Raw genomic sequence first — 19,446 nt, forward strand, 5'->3', positions numbered from 1 at the left:
CAATTTAAAATATTCAATTCTTCTATGTAAATGGGTAGTATATCACAATATTCTTTCCTCTAGTATTGCCGAAAATTAAGTAAGCTATAAAGAGTAGAAGATATATTTTTACCTAACAAAAAAGCGGGAATATTCCCGCTTCTTTGACTATCGACGTAAGCCAAGCTTTGTGATTAATTCACGGTAACGTGTGATATCGCTATTACGAAGGTAAGTAAGTAAGTTACGACGTTTACCAACCATCTTTAATAGACCACGACGTGAATGATGATCCTTCTTGTGAGTACGTAAGTGCTCGTTTAGAGTGTTAATTTGCTCCGTTAGGACAGCAATTTGAACCTCTGGAGAACCAGTATCAGTCTCATGAGTTCTAAATTGTGCAATGATTTCGTTTTTACGCTCTTGTGTTAAAGCCATCCTATTTCACCTCCTAATAATTAAACCCCCAGTTACCTAGCAAGCATCGGTGAGTCGCAATGCCAAGTAATGGTTGTCATAAAGTACATAACATAGAATACTACTTTTCATTTGAAAAAGCAAGTATATTCTTTACGCTCGCAAAATATTCTTCGGCAACCTTTTTATCTTGAGCGATTTGCGCAACTAACTCATCAATTCCATTAAACTTTTTTTCTTCTCTTATACGCATGTGCCATTCCACTGTAACACTTTGATCGTATATGTCTTTATTAAATTCAAATAGATGCACTTCAATAGATAATTGACGCTCATTCTCTTTGAAAGTTGGTTTATATCCGATATTACACACACCATCATACCATTCATCATGAACCTTCAACCTTACCGCATATACACCTACAGGTGGCAACAAATATTCATCACTTAAACCTACATTTGCAGTTGGAAAACCAATTTGACGTCCACGCTTATCACCGTGTACAACTGTTCCTTCTACCGTGTAAGCTCTCCCTAAAATAGATGGAATTTGTTCCATTTCACCGTTTCGAATTAACTTTCGTAATGAAGTAGAACTTACTTTTTCTTCTTGATATTCAACTTTTTCGATCACGGTCTGTGTAAACTCCCCTCTTGCATGAAATGGTAAAGTCTCCATCTTCCCTTTTCCTAAACGTCCATATGAATAATCAAAGCCTGCTACTACATGCTTTACATTTAAACCAATAATATACTCATCGACAAACTGCTGTGGTAATAATCCAGCAAATGGCTCATCGAATTTCACCACATATAAGATATCAATTCCTAAACTTGCGATGATTTCTTCTTTAAGGCGCATCGGTGTAATATACTCCACATGCGCTTCTTTTTTTCCTAATACAACAGATGGGTGTGGATGGAACGTCATGACAGCACTTTTACATCCTCTTTCATCCGCTATTTTTTTCGCTGTTCGAATCACACGTTGATGTCCTAAATGAATGCCATCAAAATATCCTAATGCCATTACAGTAGGTGGTAATTCTATTTTATTTTGTTCATGTGGATGAGTTAAATGAATAAGTTTCACGCTTGAATTCACCTTTTTCTGTAATAATCCTTCCAATAATTCATTATAGCTTTAGTTCTTGATTATTCACAAGTACTTTCATTGGCTTTAGCATTCCAGGGTGTTTTGGGTGATGCTCATAAATTGCTAAGCAACGATTATTTTTATCAAATACTGTAATAAATGGTGCTGTTGTTTCTAATTCATTCTTTAAGAACATACCGTTCTTTATTTTTTCAGCTTGCTTTTCATCTACAACCATTTTTGGAAACTTACTTAGCGCCTCATCAATTGAGATGAAAATAGACTCTACTGTTCCATTTTGCACGTTTTCTTCAATTTCTTCAAATGATATGCAATCTTCTAGTAAAAATTCACCAGATGCTGTTCTTACAAGGTGAGACATATGTGATGGAAATCCAAGTTTTTCACCTATCATTACTGCTAGTGTTCTTACATATGTTCCTTTACTACACGTTACACGGAAACGAAATGAAATATTTTCCCCTTCAAAAACTTCACGTTCATCAAGTAATACAAATTCATGAATTGTAATTGTACGAACTGGACGTTCAACTTCTTGTCCTGCTCTTGCATATTCGTATAGTTTTTTCCCGTTAACTTTTACAGCTGAGAACATCGGCGGCATTTGTTCAATTGTCCCTGTTAATTCCGCTAGTACCTCTTCTACTTCTTTACGTGTAATGACACGATTTACATCTTGTTTCTCCACAACTTCACCAGAAGCATCTTCTGTTGTTGTTGAAAATCCTAATGTCACTTCACCTTCGTATGTTTTTGTTTCACTTGTTAAAAATTGCGCAATTTTTGTTGCACGCCCAACGCAAATAGGTAATACTCCTGTTACATCTGGATCCAGTGTCCCTGTATGACCAATTCGTTTCTCACGCAATATCTTTCTTAATTTGAACACACAATCATGTGATGTCATTCCCTTTGGCTTATGTAATAATACTACACCTTCCATATACTCACCTCATCGTTATTCTTTTATAGTAATTGCAATTATGCAAAACTTATTTTACATTGAAAAAATGGATAGACAAATGTCTATCCATTATTCTTCACGTTTACCGTCTTTATTAATTTGATGTAAAAGTGTATCAATTCGATGACCATATCCAATAGACTCATCAAACTCGAAGGAAATTTCCGGTGTTTTACGAAGACGAATACGTTGGCCAATTTCTGAACGAATAAAGCCTTTTGCCTTCGCTAAACCTTTTAATGTATTTTCTTTCTGTTCTTCGTCACCTAAAACAGAAATATATACTTTAGCAATTTGTAAATCTCCACTTACCTGTACATCTGTTACTGTAACAAATCCAATACGTGGGTCTTTAATTTTACGACTGATAATGTCGCCTAATTCTTTTTTCATTTGCTCGCCCACACGGTTCGCACGTAATTTCATAACTCTTCACCTCATTCAATACCATTCCAAATGTGTTATCGTACGTTCAATTTCAGGAAATGAATCGATATACTCAAGTACACGATTCATTTCTTTTTCACAGACAACACGATTTGAGGATACGGAAACAATTGCAATTTCTGTACGTTGCCATACATCTTGATGCCCAACTTCAGAAACAGCTACATTATAGCGCTGTTTCACACGAGTTAACACACGTTGCAAAATTGCTCGTTTCTCTTTTAAAGAATGCACATCGTAAATCATACACTCGAATGAGAGTGAAGCGATAATCATCGCTTCACTTCTTCCATAACGTATGCTTCAATGATGTCCCCTTCTTTAAGATCATTATATCTCTCAATTGTAATACCACACTCATAGTTTTGTGCAACTTCTTTTACGTCGTCTTTGAAACGTTTTAACGTATCAAGTTTTCCTTCGAAGACTACTACGCCATCACGGATAATACGAACGCCACTATCACGTGTAATTTTACCGTCTATTACGTAACAACCTGCGATTGTTCCAACTTTTGTTACTTTGAATGTTTGACGAACTTCCGCTTGACCGATTACTTTTTCTTCGAATTCTGGATCCAGCATACCTTGCATTGCTGATTCAATTTCTTCGATTACTTTATAGATAATACGGTGTAAACGAACATCAACTTTCTCTAATTCAGCTGTACGCTTCGCATTCACATCTGGGCGTACGTTAAATCCAATTACAATTGCATTAGATGCAGAAGCTAAAATAATATCAGATTCTGTAATCGCACCTACGCCTGTATGGATAATTTTCACTTTTACGCCTTCAACATCAATTTTACGAAGTGATGCTGCCATTGCTTCTACAGAACCTTGTACGTCTGCTTTCACAATTAAGTTAATTTCTTTTACATCGCCCTCTTGGATTTGTTGGAATAAATCTTCCAGGCTGAATTTAGATTTCTCACCACGTTGTGCAACTAACGCTTCTTGTGCACGTGATTCACCGATTTGACGAGCTTTCTTCTCATCAGCGAATGCCATGAAACGATCTCCCGCTTGTGGCACTTCATTTAAACCTGTAATTTCAACAGGAGTTGACGGACCAGCAACTTTTACACGACGACCAATATCACTTACCATTGCACGAACACGACCGAATGATGTTCCAACAACAATTGGATCTCCAACTCGAAGTGTACCGTTTTGAACAAGTAATGTCGCGATAGTTCCTTTACCTTTATCAAGCTGTGCTTCAATTACAGTACCAGCTGCATAGCGATTTGGATTTGCTTTATATTCTTCTACTTCACTCACAAGAAGGATCATTTCTAGTAAGTTGTCAATTCCCTCGCCTTGAATCGCAGAAATTGGTACGAAAATCGTGTCTCCGCCCCAAGCTTCTGGAACTAATTCATATTCTGTTAATTCTTGCATTACACGATCAGGATTTGCCGCTGGTTTATCCATTTTATTCACAGCAACAATAATTGGTACTCCAGCTGCTTTCGCATGGCTAATCGCTTCAACTGTTTGTGGCATAACACCGTCATCAGCTGCAACAACAAGAATTGTAATATCTGTTACTTGTGCACCACGAGCACGCATTGTTGTAAATGCCGCGTGACCTGGTGTATCTAAGAACGTAATTTTCTTATCATTTACATCAACTTGGTATGCACCGATATGCTGAGTAATTCCACCAGCTTCGCCAGCAGTTACTTTTGAATTACGGATAGAGTCAAGCAATGTTGTTTTACCATGGTCAACGTGTCCCATAATTGTAACAACAGCTGGACGTTCTTTTAAGTTTTCTTCATCATCTTGCTCATCGATGAATGTTTCAAATTCAGTTTCACTTACAACTACTTCTTCTTCTACTTCAATACCGTAATCAGTAGCAATTAACTCAATTGTATCTTTATCTAAGTCTTGGTTAATTGTCGCCATAATTCCTAGCATGAAGAGCTTTTTAATAATTTCAGATGGCTCTTTGCTTAACTTTTTAGCAAGGTCACCTACTGTAAGGCTTCCAGAGAAAGTGATTTTATCTGGTGTTTCTACTATTGGTGTTTGTTGTCTTCCAGCAAAGTTATCTTGACGTTTATCTTCATTTGCTTTGCCTTTTTTCTTATTCTTATTGCTGTTCTTTTTACTGCGAACAACTTTCTCTTCTACTTCAAACTCATCTGCAACAGAAGGTTTTTCCGCTCCAGCGCTATATTGATTATCTAATTTGTTTACTACTTCATCTTCTAACATTGTCATATGATTCGAAACCTCGATATTCATCTCTTTTAGTTTTGTCATAAGATCTTTACTTGAGATATTATTTTTTTTTGCATATTCATGTACTCGAATTTTACTCATACCTTCACCCCCGGTAATTTGTATCGAGCATGCTACGTAGCTTTTTCGCAAAGCCTTCATCTAAAACAGCTACAACGACTCGCTCGTCTCTCCCAATCGCATGCCCTAATTGTTGTCGATTTTCGACTTTTCTCATTGGTATGTTGTAGTACGTGGTTTTATCAATGATACGTTTTGTAGTGTTCGCTGACGCATCTTCAGAAAGCAATACTAGCTTTGCTTTGCCACTTCGTACTTCTTTTAAAACGAGTTCTTCACCCGAAATAATTTTTCGAGCGCGGTTTGCTAGTCCTAAAAATGATTTCCAATCAGACACTTATTTCGACTCCTTCTCAACAAGCTCAAGAAGCTCTTCGTACAGAGAACTGTCGATTTTCGCTTTTAGATGATGTTCCAAAATGTTTTTCTTTTGGGCTTGAATAATGCTTTCTTTATCTTTTGATAAATATGCACCTCGTCCTGATTTTTTTCCTGATAAATCAATAGACACTTCGCCCTCTTTGGAACGAACAATGCGAACTAGCTCTCGTTTTGATTTCATCTCTTGCGTCGCAATACATTTTCGTAACGGAACTTTTCGATTGCTCATACTCATCACCTCTATTCGATTTCGTCTTCAGCTGAATCGAATCCGAATGCGATTACGCTATCTTCTTCTGTCACAATACCAAGTTGTTTCGCATCAGACTCACTTTTAATATCAATTTTCCAGCCTGTTAATTTAGCTGCAAGACGCGCATTTTGTCCACGCTTACCAATCGCTAATGAAAGCTGGTGGTCTGGAACAACAACAGTTGTTGCTTTCTCTGCTTCATCTACAAGTACTTTAACAACCTGTGATGGACTTAAAGCATTTGCAACATATTCAACTGGGTCATTCGACCAGCGAACGATGTCAATCTTTTCACCTTTTAGTTCATCTACAACGCGTTGTACACGTTGTCCTTTCGGTCCTACACAAGAACCTACTGGATCAACATCGATATTCTCTGCATATACAGAAATTTTAGAACGGTCGCCTGCTTCACGTGCTACAGAGCGAATTTCTACAGTTCCATCATAAATTTCTGGAACTTCCATTTCGAATAAACGTTTTAAAAGACCAGGATGTGTACGTGATACGTAAATTTGTGGTCCTTTTGTTGTCTTTTCTACTTTTGTAATAAATACGCGAATACGATCATGTGGTTTATATTGCTCATTTGGCATTTGCTCACTTACAGGTAATAAAGCTTCTACTTTACCTAAGCTTACATAGATGAAACGAGCATCTTGGCGCTGTACAATACCAACCATAATGTCTTCTTCACGATCACTAAATTCTGAATAAATTACACCACGTTCCGCCTCACGAACTCGTTGTGTTACAACTTGTTTTGCAGTTTGTGCTGCAATACGACCAAAATCTTTTGGCGTTACTTCAATTTCTAGTACGTCACCATCTTGGTAGTTTGGATTAATTTGTCTTGCCTCTTCTACAGAGATTTCAAGACGTGGATCAAACACATTATCTACAACGTCCTTACGTGCTAAAACTTGAATTGTTCCCACTTCTGGGTTAAAGCTCACACGAACGTTTTGTGCTTGGTTAAAATTGCGTTTATAAGCAGAGATTAATGCTGCTTCAATCGCATCAATAATAATATCTTTGCTAATACCTTTTTCTGACTCTAATACGAGCAAAGCATCTAACAACTCAGTGCTCATGAAGATCCCCCTTCTTACTAAAACGTAACAGCAAGTCGCGCATTTGCAACTTTATCCATTGGAATTTGGATTTCTTTTTTACGTGTTTTAATTGTTAATAGTAGTGTAATTGTAGTACCGTCGTAGGAAAGTAGCTTTCCTTCAAACATCTTCTCACCATCAATCGGCTTATATGTTTTAATTGCCACTTGTTTTCCTACCGCTTGCTGGAAGTCTTTCTCTTTCTTTAATGGGCGTTCCGCTCCAGGAGATGATACATCCAAAAAGTAAAGATGAGGAATTGGATCCTCTTTATCTAAAGCTTCGCTTAAACGTTCACTTACCGCACCGCATTCTTCAATTTCGACTCCCTTTTCAGAATCAATGAATACGCGTAAGAACCAGTCTTGTCCTTCTTGCACATACTCTACATCTACAAGTTCAAGATTTAACTCTTCAACGATTGGCTGCGCAAATGCTTCTACAATTTCTGTGACTTTCTTATCCATAAACAGCCTCCTTCCTGCCGCCATGTACCATTTACAAGAAAAGATCCCGTTCATAAAGACGGTCTATCTTATTCTTTCTCGTTAGCTAACAAAAGCCCCTGCCGTTAAGCAGGGAATATCTGTCTTAGTATTACCAAATTTAAGAAGTAAAACTTGTAACAAAATATGTATATACGACAGAAATATCATTACTATCTACATAAGCAAAATGTAGATAGTAACACGAAAGAGTGGGTTTCCCCACTCTCTTTTTCACAAAATATACATGACATGGTTATCTCGGTTTATAGTATACCATAGCAAATGTTGATTTGCAAAGATTTTTCCTACCTATTAGAACAGTGACAATTGGTTTTGATCCGGTAAATCTCCTAGACAACCTTGACCATCTAAATACTCAATAATCGTTTTAGAAACCTTACTGCGCTGCTGTAAGTCTTCTTTTGATAAGAAATCACCATTTTTACGAGCTTCAACAATACTGAAAGCTGCGTTTGTACCAAGACCAGGAACTGCATTAAATGGAGGAATTAAAGTATCCCCATCAATTATAAATTCGGTTGCATGCGAGCGGTATAAATCAACCTTTTGGAATGAATAACCACGCTCACACATTTCAAGTGTCATTTCTAGTACCGTTAATAAACTCTTCTCTTTCGGTGCTGCATCCAATCCTTTTTGTGCAATTTCATCAATTTTTACACGTATGGATGCTGAACCTTTCGCCATCGCCTCTACATCAAAGTCATCTGCACGAACTGTAAAATATGCCGCATAGAATAAAAGTGCGAAATGTACTTTAAAGTATGCAATACGCACAGCCATAAGTACGTAAGCAGCCGCATGGGCTTTAGGGAACATGTACTTAATCTTCTTACATGAATCAATATACCAACCTGGTACATTGTTATTTCTCATTTCCTCTTCCCATTCTTCTGGTACACCTTTACCTTTACGCACCGACTCCATGATTTTGAAGGCTAATGATGGATCCAAGCCTTGATAAATTAAATATACCATGATGTCATCACGACAACCGATAACTTCACTCAGTGTACACGTACCATTATAAATTAATTCATTCGCATTACCTAACCATACATCTGTACCATGGGACAGTCCAGAAATTTGGACAAGCTCTGAAAACGTTGTTGGTTTCGTTTCTTCTAACATTTGTCTTACGAATTTCGTACCAAACTCTGGTATACCAAGTGTACCTGTTTTACAGTTAATTTGTTCTTCCGTTACCCCTAAAGATTCTGGACCAGAGAAAATTTTCATTACTTCTGGATCATCCGTTGGGATTGTTTTCGGGTCAATACCACTTAAATCTTGAAGCATACGAATAACAGTCGGATCATCGTGTCCTAATATATCAAGTTTCAATAAATTATCATGAATTGAGTGGAAGTCAAAGTGCGTTGTTCTCCACTCAGCACCTATTGAATCAGCCGGAAACTGAATTGGTGAAAAGTCAAAAATATCCATGTAATCTGGTACAACGATAATACCACCTGGATGCTGTCCGGTCGTACGCTTTACACCTGTACATCCCGCAACTAAGCGATCAATCTCTGCATTTCGAATTGTTAAGTTATGATCATTAGCATAACCTTTCACATACCCATAAGCGGTTTTTTCCGCAACCGTACCAATTGTTCCTGCGCGGTATACATAATCTTCACCGAACAGTAATTTCGTATAGTTATGGGCGCGTGGTTGGTATTCTCCGGAGAAATTCAAATCGATATCCGGTACCTTATCCCCTTTAAATCCAAGGAACGTTTCGAAAGGAATGTCATGCCCATCTTTCACATATGGAACATTACATGTTGGGCATTCTTTATCTGGTAAATCAAAACCAGAACCTACAGAACCGTCATTAAAGAACTCTGATTGTTTACACTTTGGACATACATAGTGCGGTGGTAATGGGTTTACTTCTGTAATTTCCATCATCGTTGCAACAAATGATGAACCTACCGATCCACGCGAACCTACTAGATAACCGTCCACTAACGATTTTTTCACAAGCTTATGTGAAATTAAATAAATAACAGCGAATCCATGTCCAATAATACTTTTCAATTCTTTTTCCAAACGAGCTTCTACAATTTCCGGTAGTTCATCTCCATAGATACTTCGTGCCATTACATAGCTCATATCACGTGTTTCATCATCAGCACCTTCAATTTTCGGTGTGTATAAATCATCTTTTACTGGACGAACATCACCAATTAATGATGCGATCTTGTTTGTATTTGTCACAACAATTTCTTTTGCTTTGTCTTCACCTAAGAATGAAAAACAATCTAGCATTTCATTTGTTGTACGGAAATGTACAGGCGGTAATGAATGGCGATTTAACGGATTAGCTCCTCCCTGCGAACTGACTAAAATTTTCCGATATATCGCGTCCTCTGGATCTAAATAATGCACATTCCCAGTAGCAACAACTGGCTTATCTAACGTCTCACCTAGTTTTACTAAGTTAGAAATTATTGTTTTTAACTGTCCTTCATCTCGAACGAGTTCACGTTCCACTAAATGACGTAACACTTCTGGAGGCATAACCTCAATGTAATCATAAAACTGTGCAATTTCTTCTACTTCTTCAGGCGCTTTTTGCATCATAGCTTCAAATACTTCACCTTTGTCACAAGCTGTTCCTACTAAAATGCCTTCGCGATATTTTTTTAATAGTGATCGTGGTACACGTGGTACACGATAAAAGTAATTCAGGTGAGAATATGAAACAAGTTTATATAAGTTTTTCAACCCAACATCTGATGTGGCAAGTAACGTCATATGACTTGGACGCCCACGTTTATACGCATCCCCTTGTCCCATACTATCGTTTAGTTGATCGTGATATTCAAATCCCTTTTCAATCACATCTTTTAACATCTTCAGAAGTAAATATCCCGTTGCTTCTGTATCATAAATCGCACGGTGATGTTGCGTTAATTCAATATCAAGCTTTTTACACATCGTATTTAATCGATGATTTTTCATTTCTGGGAATAAGAACCGTGCAAGTTCTAACGTATCAATAACTGGATTTTTCGTTTTTTCTATCCCAGCCTTTTTAAAACCTACGTTAATAAAGCCCATATCGAAGCTTGCGTTATGAGCAACAAGTGTATGGTCACCCATCCATTCCTCAAACTTTTTAAACACTTCGTCCACTTCTGGTGCATCAGTTAACATATCATCTGTAATGCCTGTTAATTCAATAATCGTCGCCGATAATGGTTGATGAGGATTTGCGAAAGATTCAAAGCGATCAATAATTTCTCCACCTTTTATCTTTACAGCAGCTAACTCAATGACTGTATCATATACAGCAGATAACCCTGTTGTCTCAACGTCAAAGACAACATATGTTTCTTCTGCAAGTAGACGATGCGCTTCGTTATATGCTATCGGCACACCATCATTAACTAAATTTGCTTCTACACCATATAGAACTTTAACTCCAGCCTTTTTACCAGCAGAATATGCTTCTGGGAACGACTGTGCAACAGCATGGTCTGTAACTGCAATAGCCTCATGCCCCCATTTTCCGGCTTGGGCAACGAGCTTAGAAACAGAAGTAACAGCATCCATTTGACTCATTGGAGTATGAAGATGAAGTTCTACTCTTTTTTCCCCTTCTTTTGCTTTATCTTTACGAGAAGGTCCCGTTATTTCATTTATATCATTTGCAATCATAACTAAATCGCGCACGAATGTATCATTTTGAACTGAACCACGCGCTTTTACCCAAGTTCCTTTTTTCAAGGATTGTAACATCGGGATATCTTCTTTATCACGTGAGAACATCTTAATCATAATAGAGTCCGTATAGTCAGTTATCTTTAAAGTTAATAATGTACGTCCACTACGAAGTTCTTTCGTCTCTACATGGAAAACATACCCTTGAACGGTTTTTCTTCTTTCTTCATCTTGAATTTCACGCAGCGGCGTAATCTCTTCATCTGGCTTAATAAGATAACCAAGCACAACTGGTCCTTCATGAACAACATCACTTTCTTCAGCTTGCCTTTTAGCCATCTCTTCCATAGCCTGTATAACTCGTTGACGATCTTCTTCCTGTGTTTGCTCACGAAACTTTTGCATTTCTTCTGCATTTTGCTTTATATGTGTGTCTAACTGAAAACGCGGGAATCCAAAAGCTTCGTATTGATCACCTACTGGTTTCGCAACGTTTTTCTTTAAAGTAGTAGATTCCAGCTCATTATTCACATTTAATAGCAACTTCACGCCATTGACCTGCGGAAGTTGCTTCTTTAAGTACGCGAACATAGGTGAAAATGTAATTCGTTCTGTACAAAGCGGCCAATATGCCTTCACTTCTTCTTCTGTAAATTGTTTATTCTCTGCTTCTAATGCAAATGTTGTTCTTGCAATATGAGAAAATGATTGCTTAAGCTTTGTTTCTAGCAACTCATATAATTCTGTCGGCAAAATACGTGGCACTTGTAAGTCAAAATGCCAACTTTTATTCGCTTTATCAATAACTAGCTTTTCAATACCACCGCCATGTAAATATTGATTTATAAGGTCTTCTGGTATTTGCAACTGTTGGAGCAAAATTTGAAATCGCTCTTGTTGTTCATTTGTTAATGACATAAGCACTCTCCTTCCATTTGCTATTATAAATTGAAACGTACTACAAAGAAAGATTTCTTCCTTCTTCTTTTACAAAATACGTTTACAAAGAAAGAGAAGGTACCTCATTACGAGGTACCTCTTCTTATTTTAAAATATTAGCAATATATGTTTGAAGTTCTTCTACTTTCACTTCTTCAGACTCGCCTGTAGCACGTACTTTCACTTCTACAATACCTTCATCTGCTTTTTTACCAACTGTAACACGAACTGGAAGGCCGAATAAATCTGCATCTGCAAATTTAACACCTGCACGTTCTGCACGATCATCTAGTAATACTTCGTATCCTTGCTCTTGTAATGAGTTATAGATATTTTCACCCATTTCACGTTGTGCATCAGATTTCATATTCACTGGAATTACATGCACATGGAACGGTGCAACAGATTTTGGCCAAACTAAACCATTCTCATCATTAAACTGCTCTGCAATTGCTGCCACTGTACGAGATACACCGATACCGTAACAACCCATAATAAGTGGTTTTGTTTTTCCGTTTTCATCTAGGAACGTTGCGTTCATTGCTTCACTATAACGAGTTCCTAATTTGAATACATGACCAACTTCAATTCCACGTGCGAAAAGAATTGTTCCATTTCCATCTGGAGATTGGTCTCCTTCTTGGATGAAGCGTAAATCTGTATATTGACTTACTTTAAAGTCACGTTCTGGATTTACATTTACATAATGGAATCCTTCTTCGTTCGCTCCTGAACATCCGTTGACAATTGATGCTACAGCATGGTCAGCGATAATTTCGATATCCCCTGTAACACCAATCGGTCCTAAAGAACCCACTTCACAGTTTAATAACTCTTTTATTTCTTCATGTGAAGCAAGCTCAACGACTGAAGCTCCGTATACATTCTTCACTTTTACATCATTGACTTCATGATCGCCACGAACAAGTACTACTACTAATTTCGCATCTACTTTAAACACCATAGATTTAATGCATTTTTCCGCTGCGATATTTAAGAATGCAGATACTTCTTCAATAGCTTTTTGATCTGGAGTTGCTACTTTTTCAAGTGCTTTTTCGGCTTCATCACTCTTCGTATACGTAGCAACAACAGGAGCCATTTCAATATTTGCCGCATAATCAGATGTATTAGAATACGCAATTGTATCTTCACCTACATCAGATAACACCATAAATTCGTGTGTATCTTTTCCACCCATTGCTCCAGAATCAGCTATAACTGCACGGAAATTCAAACCACAACGAGCAAAGATATTAGAATACGCTTTGTATAAACCGCTATATACTTCATCCAAACTTTCTTGTGTTGCATGGAAAGAATACGCATCTTTCATTAAAAATTCTCTTCCGCGTAATAAACCGAAACGTGGTCTTTGCTCATCACGGAATTTTGTTTGAATTTGATATAATGTTAATGGTAATTTTTTGTATGATTTAATTTCATCACGTACAAGATCTGTAATTACTTCCTCATGAGTTGCCCCTAGCGCAAACTCGCGAGCATTACGATCTTTCATACGCATTAATTCTGATCCGTAAGAATACCAACGGCCTGATTCTTGCCATAATTCAGAAGCTTGCATAGCTGGCATTAATAGTTCTACTGCCCCTGCGCGCTCCATTTCTTCACGAACAATACGTTCTACTTTGTGTAACACTTTTAAACCAAATGGTAGAAAACTATAAATACCAGAAGCATTTTGACGCATAAACCCTGCGCGAAGTAATAATTGATGACTCTTAATTTCAGCATCTGCTGGAACTTCACGTAATGTAGGACTGAATACCATACTTTGTTTCATTTATTCGCACCTCTTCATTTTACTCTTACACGCAATAAAACCCCTCACCTCGAGTTAGGTGAGGGATTTTATTCTATGAGCTCTATTTCATTATAACCTTCTTCTTATTTTACAAGAAAAACTTACGGATGTCATTCCATGTTACAACTAACATAAGCAACATTAATAATGCAAACCCAATAAAGTGAACCATTCCTTCTTTTTGACGATCAATTGGTTTTCCTCGTAACGCTTCAATTAAGAAGAAGAACAAACGCCCACCGTCTAAAGCTGGGACTGGTAATAAATTAAATAAACCAAGGTTAATACTTAAAACTGCCGCTAAACTTAGTACACGCGTAAATCCATAATCTACAACTTGATCTGTTAGATTATAAATTCCTACTGGACCTGACAACTCATTAATAGAAAATTGACCCGTTACTAATTTCACAAGAGAATCAAAAATTAGTTTCGTCCATTCGTATGTTTGTTCAAACCCTGATTTAATAGAACCCATCACTGTTTTCTCTACAGGAGAATAAACACCAATTCTACCAACTTCGTCTTTTCCTTCTTTATCAAGCGTTGGTGTTACTTTCACATTAAATTGCTCACTATCACGCTTTACATGTAACGTAATTTCTTTATTTGGGTTTTCACGTACAATCGTTACAACATCTTTCCATGTACTAGTGTTCTTCCCATTGATTGCTTGAATTGTATCGTTTTCTTTTAATCCAGCTTGTTCTGCAGCACTATTCTCCATTACTTTTCCGACCATCGGTTTGTCAACAGGAACTCCTTGTACAAATCCAAGAATCACAAAAATAACAAATGCTAGAATAAAGTTCATTGCAGGACCTGCAAAGATTGTTAGAGCACGTTGGCCCAATTTTTTAGAGCCAAATTGTCTATTGTACGGAGCGATTTGAATTTCTTCTCCCGCAGAAATGATACGAGCTTTTTCATTCACTCGGAATGTTTGCAGCTCTTCCTCGTACTCTTCATAACCCAAAATTGTAAGATTATGCTCTAAATCAGCTTGTTCGACTTCAATGACACGAACATTTGGATATTTTTCATGTCCGTCAAAAACTAATTTCACAACTTCGTCTTTTTCATTTAATACAAGCCCAACCTTTTTTCCAGGTTTTAACTCAACTGTGTCCGCATCCTCGCCAGCCATTCTTACATAGCCACCAAGGGGCAGTAATCGAATCGTATACACCGTTTCATTCTTTTCAAATGAGAATATTTTCGGACCAAAACCAATCGCAAACTCGCGGCACAAAATACCTGCTCTTTTTGCGAAATATAGATGCCCTAGCTCATGGAAAAATACGAGTGCACCGAAAATTAATATAAAGGCAATCGCTGTATTCAATTCCATAACCACCTTTGCTAAATTTGTTCCATCACAAACCGTCTTGTGGCTGCGTCAATTTCCTGAATTTCCTCTAAGCTCGGACGTGCAATGACAGTGTGATGGTGCATTGCTTTTTCAATGAGGTCTTCCACTGTTAAGAAACCAATTCTCTTTTGTAAAAAAGCTTCAACAGCTACTTCATTTGCCGCGTTCATTACAGCCGGCATACTTCCACCTGTCTTTCCAGCTTCATACGCAAAACGTAGACAACGGAAACGCTCTTGATTCATTTTCTCAAAATGCAATGTTCCCATTTCCCATAAATTTAACTGTTTCGTGTCTGAAAGAGGTAATCTATCAGGATATGTAAGCGCGTATTGAATCGGTACTCGCATATCAGGTGAGCCAAGCTGTGCCATTACACTACGATCTTCAAATTCAACCATAGAATGAATAATACTTTCTTTATGTAGAACAACATCGATTTGCTCATAAGGGATACCAAAAAGCCAGTGTGCTTCAATTACTTCTAGCCCCTTATTCATCATTGTAGCAGAATCAATTGTAATTTTCGAACCCATTGACCAGTTTGGATGACGAAGTGCATCTTCTACGGTCACTTGATGCAATTCATCTCTCGTTTTATCACGAAAACTTCCGCCTGAAGCAGTTATAATTAAGCGAGAGATTCTTTTTTCATTTTCACCATTCAAGCATTGAAAAATAGCTGAATGTTCACTGTCTACTGGAAGTAACGATACATTATGTTTTCGTGCTGCTTCCATTACAAGATGCCCTGCAGTTACTAACGTTTCTTTATTTGCAATTCCAATTGTTTTTTTCGCCTCAATTGCGCGGAGTGTCGGTAACAACCCTACGCTCCCTACAACAGCATTCACTACAATTTCTGTATCTGGGTGCAGCGCTACTTCTAATAAGCCTTCGCTACCATATACTACTTTTGTATTACCAGAAACAGCTTGTAATTTTAAAACATCTTCCTCTCTTTGCACAGAGACAATTTGCGGGGAAAATTCTTGAATTACCTTTACTGCATAATCAACATTTTTCCCTACAGAAAAAGCAACGAGACGGAATTGGTCTGGGTGCGAGCGTAACACATCTAATGTTTGTGTACCGATTGATCCGCTTGCACCTAGTAAACTAATGTTTTTCATGACTCCAACCCCTCGTTCATTTATTAATTGTATTGTAATAAGAAGTATAGAATTGGTAACACAAATAACCAACTATCTGTTCGATCTAAAATACCACCATGTCCAGGTAAAATTGTACCTGAATCCTTTACACCATAATGGCGTTTAAATGCAGATTGCACTAAATCACCAATTTGTCCAAAAATAGAAATGATAATCGTCAGAACGATTAAAACTCCTACATTCGCTTCAACTGGGAAGAACATATTGTAAACAAGTGCAACAACAATTCCACAAACAATACCGCCTAATGAACCTTCAATCGTTTTATTCGGACTAATTTCTGGCCATAATTTTCTTTTTCCAAATGCTTTCCCTATGAAATATGCACCTGAATCAGTTGCCCATATGACAAATAGTGCACAGAACACATATTTGATTCCTAATATTCTCGTTTCATTTAAATATAAGAATCCCATTCCAACATATGTCGTTGCCATAAGTAAAAATGAAGCATTGTCAAAAGTAAATGTATTCTTAGAAAGGACTGTATATGATAAAAGTAATAAAACAATCACAAATGTGATTTCTAATTTACCTAATCCAATCCACGTAAACAGTTCTGATGCACTACTCGGAATTAAAATAATCCACAATAATACTGCAGCTAAAACTGTTGGTACCGAAATAAGCGTAAGCTTGTTCATACGAATTAATTCATATAAACCTATAGAAGCAAGTGCATACACTAAAACTGTAAAAGGCACGCCACCGTAAATTACGATGGGAATGAATAGCGCGGCAGCAATCACTCCAGTAATAATTCTCTGTTTCACTACCAAACCCTCTCTTTCTACACGCCTCCGAATCTGCGCCCTCTATGTTGAAAGTCTGTAATCGCATTTAGCAAATGTTCTTCGGTAAAATCTGGCCAATACACATCTGTAAACCAAAATTCCGAATAAGCAATTTGCCATAACATGAAATTACTAATACGTAGCTCTCCGCTTGTACGGATTAACAACTCTGGATCAGGTAAAGAACTCGTCATTAAGTAAGAAGAAATCTTTTCTTCACTTATTTCTTCCGAACGAATTTTTCCTTCCTCACTATCTTTCATCATATGTTGCACAGCAGAAACGATTTCATCTCGACTTCCATAGTTTAACGCGAAATTAAGAATTAATCCCGTATTCTCTTTCGTATCTTCCATGGCTTTTTCCATCGCTCTGCGCGTATGCGTAGGAAGACGATCTTTTTGCCCTATTACTCGGACTTGTACGTTTTCTTCAATCAACTCTGGTAAAAATGCACCTAAAAATTCTTCTGGAAGCTTCATCAAATAATCAACTTCTTTTTTCGGTCTTTTCCAGTTCTCAGTCGAAAAAGCATAAAGAGTTAATACTTTCACATCAAGCTTACTTGCAAATTTTGTGATTTTCTTCACAACTTGCATACCTTCATGATGACCAGCAATGCGAGGCATGGCTCTTCTCTTTGCCCATCTTCCATTACCATCCATAATAATAGCAATATGTTCTGGGATATATCCTTTTTTCACTTTTTCAATGAGATGATCAAACGATGTGACCTTTTTACTTTTAAAAAAAGGAAACTTTTTAAACATCATTCATACCCTCCAACAAGCAGACGTATGCCTAAAAGTGTAAAAAGACCCCCTTAAGAAGAGGGTCATATTTGCGAAATTATCGCTATTACACTTCCATAATTTCTTTTTCTTTGTTTTTTGCGATTTCGTCAACTTTTGCAATATATTTATCTGTTTCTTTTTGGATATCTTCAGTATATCCTCTTAAATCATCTTCTGTAATGTCGCCAGCTTTTTCAAGCTTCTTAAGGTCATCATTACTGTCACGACGTACGTTACGAACAGCAACTTTTGCTTCCTCAGCATATTTCTTCACAACTTTTACAAGATCGCGACGACGCTCTTCTGTTAATGCAGGGAATGCAATACGAATTACAGTTCCATCATTAGAAGGGTTTAAGCCTAAATCTGCTTTTAAAATTGCTTTTTCAATATCACCGATAGAAGTTTTATCATAAGGTTGAATTACAAGCAAACGTGCTTCTGGAACTGTAATGTTCGCTAATTGCACAACTGGTGTTGGTGCACCATAGTAATCAACTTGTACCTTATCTAATACAGACGAGCTTGCACGACCAGCGCGAACTGTTGCTAATTCACGAGAATAAGCAGCAACTGCTTTTTCCATTTTTTCATTTGAAGACTTCAATACTTGTTGTCCCATAATTTATTTCCCCCTTACAACTGTTCCAATATTTTCGCCTAAAACGGCACGTTTAATGTTACCTTTTTCCATAACCGAGAATACAATTAATGAAATATCATTATCCATACATAAAGAAGAAGCTGTAGAATCCATTACACCTAAACCTGCTTTTAATACATCTAAGTAAGTAAGTGTTTCGTATTTCGTAGCTGTTGGGTCAATAGATGGATCTGCACTATATACGCCATCCACATTATTTTTCGCCATTAAAATAACGTCCGCTTCGATTTCAGCTGCACGTAATGCTGCTGTTGTATCTGTAGAGAAGTATGGGTTACCTGTACCTGCAGCAAAGATAACAACACGTTTTTTCTCTAAGTGACGAATTGCTTTACGACGAATGTAAGGCTCTGCCACTTGACGCATCTCAATTGAAGTTTGTACGCGAGTTTGAATTCCAATATTCTCTAAGCTATCTTGAAGAGCTAATGAATTCATAACTGTTGCTAACATGCCCATGTAATCTGCTCCTGCACGATCCATGCCCATTTCACTTCCAATTTTCCCACGCCAAATGTTACCGCCACCAACAACAACAGCAACCTCTACATCAAGTTCTGCAATTTCTTTCACTTGTTCCGCAACTGACTTAATAACAGCTGGGTTAATTCCAAATCCTTGCTCGCCAGCTAAAGCTTCTCCGCTCAGCTTTAAAACGACACGATTATATTTCGGTTTACTCATAATGAACCTCCAATTGCTTACATC

18 protein-coding genes are annotated in these 19,446 nt (G+C 37.4%); all 18 read right to left on the reverse strand.

What is annotated here, in order from left to right; translation table 11 throughout:
* Window positions 1-147: 147 nt before the first annotated feature.
* Entirely contained in the window at window positions 148-417 is a 270-nt protein-coding gene (gene rpsO / locus ABH955_RS07995; protein ID WP_001229392.1) for a 30S ribosomal protein S15, read from the reverse strand.
* Window positions 418-517: 100 nt separating this feature from the next.
* Window positions 518-1,489: a bifunctional riboflavin kinase/FAD synthetase gene (ribF, locus tag ABH955_RS08000; RefSeq protein WP_404457827.1), complete on the reverse strand. Its 972-nt coding sequence runs from the start codon at window positions 1,487-1,489 to the stop codon at window positions 518-520.
* 43 nt (window positions 1,490-1,532) lie between these two features.
* A complete protein-coding gene (gene truB, locus ABH955_RS08005; RefSeq protein WP_404457824.1) occupies window positions 1,533-2,456 on the reverse strand; it encodes a tRNA pseudouridine(55) synthase TruB in 924 nt (307 codons plus the stop codon).
* Between the two features lie 90 nt (window positions 2,457-2,546).
* The gene (gene rbfA, locus ABH955_RS08010) at window positions 2,547-2,903 is read right to left on the reverse strand and encodes a 30S ribosome-binding factor RbfA (protein ID WP_002146104.1); all 357 of its coding nucleotides are present in this window, start codon (window positions 2,901-2,903) and stop codon (window positions 2,547-2,549) included.
* Window positions 2,904-2,918: 15 nt separating this feature from the next.
* Window positions 2,919-3,200: a DUF503 domain-containing protein gene (locus tag ABH955_RS08015; RefSeq protein WP_002088157.1), complete on the reverse strand. Its 282-nt coding sequence runs from the start codon at window positions 3,198-3,200 to the stop codon at window positions 2,919-2,921.
* Window positions 3,197-5,263: a translation initiation factor IF-2 gene (gene infB, locus ABH955_RS08020; RefSeq protein ID WP_002014558.1), complete on the reverse strand. Its 2,067-nt coding sequence runs from the start codon at window positions 5,261-5,263 to the stop codon at window positions 3,197-3,199. The genes ABH955_RS08015 and infB overlap by 4 nt, the downstream gene beginning before the upstream one ends.
* Window positions 5,264-5,267: 4 nt before the next feature.
* The gene (locus ABH955_RS08025) at window positions 5,268-5,579 is read right to left on the reverse strand and encodes a YlxQ family RNA-binding protein (protein ID WP_001286519.1); all 312 of its coding nucleotides are present in this window, start codon (window positions 5,577-5,579) and stop codon (window positions 5,268-5,270) included.
* Window positions 5,580-5,852, reverse strand: a complete 273-nt coding sequence (gene rnpM, locus ABH955_RS08030) for an RNase P modulator RnpM (RefSeq protein ID WP_002088161.1) — start codon at window positions 5,850-5,852, stop codon at window positions 5,580-5,582. It abuts the gene before it with no gap.
* Window positions 5,853-5,863: 11 nt separating this feature from the next.
* Window positions 5,864-6,970 carry a transcription termination factor NusA gene (gene nusA, locus ABH955_RS08035; protein ID WP_002014554.1) on the reverse strand — a complete coding sequence of 369 codons (1,107 nt, stop codon included), beginning with the start codon at window positions 6,968-6,970 and terminating at the stop codon, window positions 5,864-5,866.
* 17 nt (window positions 6,971-6,987) lie between these two features.
* Window positions 6,988-7,458 carry a ribosome maturation factor RimP gene (rimP, locus tag ABH955_RS08040; protein ID WP_002146103.1) on the reverse strand — a complete coding sequence of 157 codons (471 nt, stop codon included), beginning with the start codon at window positions 7,456-7,458 and terminating at the stop codon, window positions 6,988-6,990.
* A 333-nt stretch (window positions 7,459-7,791) separates the two neighbouring features.
* Complete coding sequence (locus ABH955_RS08045; protein WP_404491027.1) at window positions 7,792-12,093, reverse strand: PolC-type DNA polymerase III; 4,302 nt, start codon at window positions 12,091-12,093, stop codon at window positions 7,792-7,794.
* A 124-nt stretch (window positions 12,094-12,217) separates the two neighbouring features.
* Window positions 12,218-13,918, reverse strand: a complete 1,701-nt coding sequence (locus tag ABH955_RS08050) for a proline--tRNA ligase (RefSeq protein WP_002014550.1) — start codon at window positions 13,916-13,918, stop codon at window positions 12,218-12,220.
* 109 nt (window positions 13,919-14,027) lie between these two features.
* A complete protein-coding gene (rseP, locus tag ABH955_RS08055; protein ID WP_002088169.1) occupies window positions 14,028-15,284 on the reverse strand; it encodes an RIP metalloprotease RseP in 1,257 nt (418 codons plus the stop codon).
* Window positions 15,285-15,301: 17 nt separating this feature from the next.
* On the reverse strand, window positions 15,302-16,444 hold the full coding sequence (dxr, locus tag ABH955_RS08060; RefSeq protein WP_002014547.1) for a 1-deoxy-D-xylulose-5-phosphate reductoisomerase: 1,143 nt from the start codon (window positions 16,442-16,444) through the stop codon (window positions 15,302-15,304).
* A 23-nt stretch (window positions 16,445-16,467) separates the two neighbouring features.
* Window positions 16,468-17,259, reverse strand: coding sequence for a phosphatidate cytidylyltransferase (gene cdsA, locus ABH955_RS08065; protein ID WP_002088171.1), 792 nt, complete (start codon window positions 17,257-17,259; stop codon window positions 16,468-16,470).
* 17 nt (window positions 17,260-17,276) lie between these two features.
* Window positions 17,277-18,053, reverse strand: a complete 777-nt coding sequence (locus ABH955_RS08070; RefSeq protein WP_002014545.1) for an undecaprenyl pyrophosphate synthase — start codon at window positions 18,051-18,053, stop codon at window positions 17,277-17,279.
* A gap of 85 nt (window positions 18,054-18,138) precedes the next feature.
* Window positions 18,139-18,696 (reverse strand): ribosome recycling factor, encoded by a 558-nt coding sequence (frr, locus tag ABH955_RS08075; RefSeq protein WP_000531506.1) that lies wholly within the window; start codon window positions 18,694-18,696, stop codon window positions 18,139-18,141.
* Between the two features lie 3 nt (window positions 18,697-18,699).
* On the reverse strand, window positions 18,700-19,422 hold the full coding sequence (pyrH, locus tag ABH955_RS08080; protein ID WP_002014544.1) for a UMP kinase: 723 nt from the start codon (window positions 19,420-19,422) through the stop codon (window positions 18,700-18,702).
* Window positions 19,423-19,446: the final 24 nt, after the last annotated feature.

It is taken from the genome of Bacillus sp. RC240 (assembly GCF_044907945.1).
GTDB classification, from domain to species: Bacteria; Bacillota; Bacilli; order Bacillales; family Bacillaceae_G; genus Bacillus_A; species Bacillus_A mycoides.